Origin of the sequence: Corallococcus sp. 4LFB, from assembly GCF_046520365.1 — a bacterium.
Lineage (GTDB): Bacteria > Myxococcota > Myxococcia > Myxococcales > Myxococcaceae > Corallococcus > Corallococcus caeni.
In genome coordinates, this window is sequence record NZ_JBKGHJ010000578.1 from 1 (window position 1) to 4,708 (window position 4,708).

Annotated in this window: 4 protein-coding genes and 1 pseudogene; all 5 read left to right on the forward strand. The window is 72.9% G+C overall.

Going from position 1 to position 4,708, the window contains the following annotated elements; translation table 11 throughout:
- A pseudogene (locus ACLEQD_RS37195) lies at positions 1-306 on the forward strand (peptidoglycan-binding protein LysM); the annotation flags it as partial.
- Positions 307-332: 26 nt separating this feature from the next.
- Entirely contained in the window at positions 333-2,045 is a 1,713-nt protein-coding gene (locus ACLEQD_RS37200) for an HD domain-containing phosphohydrolase (protein WP_410390628.1), read from the forward strand.
- A gap of 100 nt (positions 2,046-2,145) precedes the next feature.
- A complete protein-coding gene (locus ACLEQD_RS37205; RefSeq protein ID WP_171417119.1) occupies positions 2,146-2,487 on the forward strand; it encodes a gamma-butyrobetaine hydroxylase-like domain-containing protein in 342 nt (113 codons plus the stop codon).
- A 31-nt stretch (positions 2,488-2,518) separates the two neighbouring features.
- Complete coding sequence (locus ACLEQD_RS37210; RefSeq protein WP_410390629.1) at positions 2,519-4,363, forward strand: serine/threonine-protein kinase; 1,845 nt, start codon at positions 2,519-2,521, stop codon at positions 4,361-4,363.
- Complete coding sequence (locus tag ACLEQD_RS37215) at positions 4,288-4,590, forward strand: PEGA domain-containing protein (protein WP_410390630.1); 303 nt, start codon at positions 4,288-4,290, stop codon at positions 4,588-4,590. The genes ACLEQD_RS37210 and ACLEQD_RS37215 overlap by 76 nt, the downstream gene beginning before the upstream one ends.
- The last annotated feature ends 118 nt before the right edge of the window (positions 4,591-4,708 follow it).

Genomic DNA, 4,708 nt, shown 5'->3' on the forward strand with positions numbered 1-4,708 from the left:
CCGGCGCCCGGGGGCCTGCTGGGGCCGGTGACGCTGGCGTGGGCCGCCGTCACGGGCGCCACGCGCTACGAGGTGGAGGTCGTCGCGGAAGGCGTGGAAGGGGGAGCGGCTCCGGCGCCGGTGCGCTCCGTGCAGGCCGCGCGGCAATGGACGTTGCCGCCGCTGCCCGCGGGCCGTTACCGCTGGACGGTGACGGCGGTGAGTCCGGAGCAGGGGCGGTCCCTGCCCTCCCAGCCACGGCGCTTCGAGCTGGCCGCGGAATCGCTCGAACTCAACGTCAAGGTGAAGGACGGCTGGCAGAAATAGCCGCCTGTCCGCGAGGAGCCACCGCCGTGCGACTTTTCAAAGCCATCCTCCTCCTGATGCTGGTGGTCAGCATCATCCCCACGCTGATGGTGGGCTGGTTGTCGGTGTCCCATACGCGGGAGCTGCTCATCCGCGACGCGCAGGAGCTGGCGCAGGAGCGCGTGAAGCAGCTGCGGCTCAAGGCGGAGAGCTTCCTGGAGGACCCCACGGAGAGGGTGGTGGGGCTGTCCAGCGTGCCGGGCGGCTTCTTCACCCTGTCGCGCGACACGCAGCGGCTGCACATCGCGTCGGTGCTCAACCAGCGCCCGGAGGTGCTGGCGCTCACCGTGTTCGGCGCGGACAAGCAGCGGCTGCCGGGACTGCAGGCCTTCGCGGTGCACGACATGGCGCCCAGCGCGGTGGCGGAGCACGAGGAGCGCGCGCGGGCGCTGCTCGACGAGGGGCTCACCGGGGTGCGCTACTCGGACGTGGTGGCGTCCCAGGGTGACGGCGGGCCGGTGGTGACGCTGGCCTTCCCCGTGGGCGACCCGGTGCAGGGCTACATGGCCGCGGACCTGACGCTCGCGGGCCTGCGGCAGATGCTGGCGCAGGAGCGCGTGGGCAGCACGGGGTTCGCGTACCTGGCGGACCGGCATGGACGGCTGATTACCGGCGGCGGCGACCTGGGCGCGGTGGGCGACGACGTGTCGAAGCGGCTGCCGCTGGCGCACCTGCTCAAGCAGCGCGAGGGCACGCCCGACACGGAGCTGTTCCACGTGGGCAACTTCGGCGAGGGGCGGGACGCGGTGGTGTCCGCGTACTCGGTGCTGCCGGAGGCGGGCTGGGCCATCGTGTCCGAGCAGCCGGTGGAGCACGCCTACCGCCAGGTGGAGACCATGGAGCGGCGCATCCTCCTGGGCCTGGGCGGCGCCATCCTGGTGGCGCTGGTGCTGGCGGCCATCTTCTCCCGCAACCTCACGCAGCCCCTGAAGACCTTCATCGCGACGTCGCTGGAGCTGGCGCGCGGCAAGTTCGGCGTGGAGGTGCACCTCAAGCAGAAGAACGAGCTGGGGGAGCTGGCCCAGACGTTCAACTACATGAGCAAGCAGCTCCTGGCGTACGACATGGAGACGCGCGGCCTCTACGAGAGCCTGGAGAAGGGCTACCTGGAGACCATCGTCGCGCTGGCCAACTCCATCGACTCCAAGGACGCGTACACGCGCGGCCACAGCCAGCGGGTGGGCGACGTGGCGGTGGAGATTGGCAAGGAGCTGAAGCTCACCGAGCGCGAGCTGCGGCAGCTGCAGTACGGCGGCATCCTCCACGACATCGGGAAGATTGGCATCGCGGAGAACATCCTCTGCAAGCAGTCGCGCCTCACCGACCAGGAGATGGCGACGATGCGCGAGCACCCCGCCATTGGCGACGCCATCATCGGCCCCGTCACGTTCCTGGGCCCGGTGCGCGCGTGCGTGCGCCACCACCACGAGCGCTGGGACGGCACGGGCTACCCGGACAAGCTCAAGGGCGAGTCCATCCCGCTGCTCGCGCGCATCGTGGCGTGCGCGGACACGTTCGACGCGTGCACCTCCACGCGCCCCTACCAGAAGGCCATGCCGCTGGAGAAGGCGATGGAGATCCTGGACAACCTGAGCGGCGCGCAGCTGGACCCCAAGGTGGTGCTGGCCCTGCGCGCGGTGCTGGCCCAGCGGGGCGTGCGGCTGGAAGGCCACCGGCAGCCCGTCAAGCTGGCTTCCTGAAGCTCCGCGCCCCGGGCCCCTTGCCGGTTTCGCGGCAGCCACCCCACCCCGCCGGAAGGATGGTAGGGAGGGGCTGCCCCAAGCTTTGGAAGGTGGACCGGTGAGCAACTTCTGGGATCGCATCAAGCCCGCGCCCAAGCCCGTCAGCGCGACGGACGCGAAGCTGTCCGCGGACGGCGAGTCTTTGACGCTGACGTGGGACGACGGCGCGACGACGACCGCCACCGCGCAGGTGCTGCGCCAGCAGTGCCCGTGCGCCGCGTGCGTGGACGAGTGGACGGCGAAGCGCACGCTGGACCCCTCGCAGGTGCCCGCGAACCTGCGCGTGCTGCAGATGCAGCCCGTGGGCAACTACGCGCTCGCGTTCGTCTTCAGCGACCAGCACAACACGGGCATCTACCCGTGGAAGCACCTGCGCGACATCACCCAGTCCCAGGGGTGATGCGCCCCACCGCGCCTTTCCGGAGGTCCTCGTGACGTCGCGCTATCGGCTGCTGCAACCGCTGGCCACGGGAGGCATGGCGGAGCTGTTCCTGGGAGTGGCGAAGGGCGCGGAGGGCTTCGAGCGCACCGTGGCCATCAAGCGCGTGCTGCCGCACCTGGCGCGCGAGACGGACATCGCGAACATGTTCGTCTCCGAGGCGCGGCTGGCCATGCTGCTGCAGCACCAGAACATCGTCACCGTGCACGACGTGGGGGAGAGCGCCGAGGGGCTCTTCCTGGTGATGGAGCTGGTGGACGGCTGGGACCTGGGCGCGCTGATGCGCGCGGTGACGCGGCAGGGGCTGCGGTTTCCTCCGCACCTGGCGGTGTTCATCGCGAGCCAGGCCCAGGCGGGATTGCAGCACGCGTACCGGCGCCAGCACGGCGGCCAGGTGGTGATGACGGCCCACCGGGACGTGTCGCCGTCCAACCTGCTGGTGTCGCGCGAAGGCGAGGTGAAGGTCACGGACTTCGGCATCGCGCGGCTCGCGGGGCTGTCGCGCACGGAGCCCGGGGCGTTCAAGGGCAAGGTGCCCTACGCGGCGCCGGAGGTCCTCCGGGGCGAGCCGGCCACGGCGCTGAGCGACCAGTTCTCGCTGGGCACGCTGCTGGCGGAGATGCTCGCGGGGCAGCACCCGTTCGGCGGATCCGCGGAGCCGATGGCGGTCGCGTACGCCATCCTCAACCGCGCGCCCGCGTCGCTGCCGGACGTGCCGGCGTCGCTGGCCACGCTGGTGCTGCGCATGCTGTCGCGCGACCCCGCGGCCCGCTTCCCGGAGCCGGAGGACGTGTCGGAGGCGCTCGCGCGGTGGCTGGCGACGACGGGTGAGCCCACGTCGTCGCATGCGCTGGCGACCTTCCTGCGCGGGGTGCGGCTGCCCATGTCCGTGGGGGAAGTGGCCCGGGCCGCCCTGGCGGAGGCTCCGGCGTCGACGTCCGCTTCGTTCGTGATGTCCGCCGCGCCGCGCGAGGGCGTGGACCCGGGGCGGGTTCCCTCCGCGCCCGGCTCCACCTCGGGCACGATGGCCTATGGCGGCGCGGCTGCCGCGGCTTCGGGGGCGGTGGCTTCCGCGCCGTGGAGGGCGCCAACGGCGACTGTTCCCGTGGGCGCGGAGGAAGAGGAGCCGTGGAGCCCGCCGGTGGGAGGCGTCTCGCTGTCCGCGTCCGGCGCCGTGGTCCACACCTGTGCGCTGTGTGGCTCGGCCCTGGAGTCCCCTGAGTCGCCCTGCGAGGCCTGCACGCGCGGGCCTTCCGCGAGCGCGTCACCCGTGGCTCCCGAGACCGCGGGACCGGGGACGGCGACGGGATACGGCGCTGGCGCCGCCCGTGCCTCCGCGAGCGAGCCTGCGTGGCGCGGCGCCGAGCCCGTGGCGCCCCGAGGAGCGGGGCCAGTCCCTTCGCGGCCTCCGGCGGGCGCGGCTCCGGCCCGGACAGGAGGCGTGGGGCCTGGCACAGCGGGTGGGACGGAGTCCGCCGCGTCCGCGCGGCCTCAAGCGAATGCACCCGCAAGGGCGAAGTCCTCGCCGGCGCAGGGGAATGCAGCGGCGGCCTCCGCGGCCCAGGCTCCGGCGAATGCGCCCGCGCTGGCCACGCAGTCCCTGTCGGACGTGGACGAGTCCGAGCGGATGAACCGGCCCAGCATCCGTCAGGCGGGCCAGGGCGACCTGGAGCTGGAGGCGCGCGCGCCCGTCCGGAGGGCACGACGTACGAGTTCGAGCCCGTGGCCTCCTCCCGTCCCCGCGGGCGCTGGGGCCTGGCGGTGGCGCTGTTCGGCGTCGCGACGGTGCTCGCGGCGGGCACGCTGTACCTGTGGCCCCGCTACGAGGCCCAGGTGATGCACGCGCTCGGGGCTCCGACGCCGCTGCTGTCCATCCGCAGCGAGCCCTCCGGCGCCACCGTCCTGGTGGACGGCGTGGAGGTGGGCGTGACGCCGCTGGCGATGGACAACACCTACCCCTCGCGCTCCATCTCCGTGCAGCTCAAGCGCAAGGGCTACCGCGCCTGGACGGGCTCGTTCATGGGCGGCAAGAAGGCGGACGTGGAGGCGGAGCTCAGGCGCTGACGCGTCTCCGAGCTCCGAGCCGGCCGCCCCTACTTCACCAGCCGCAGGTGGCCACGGCGCGGCGGCTGCGGCTCGTCCGGGGGCCCACCCTCGGGCGGCGGCGGCGGGGCCACCTCCG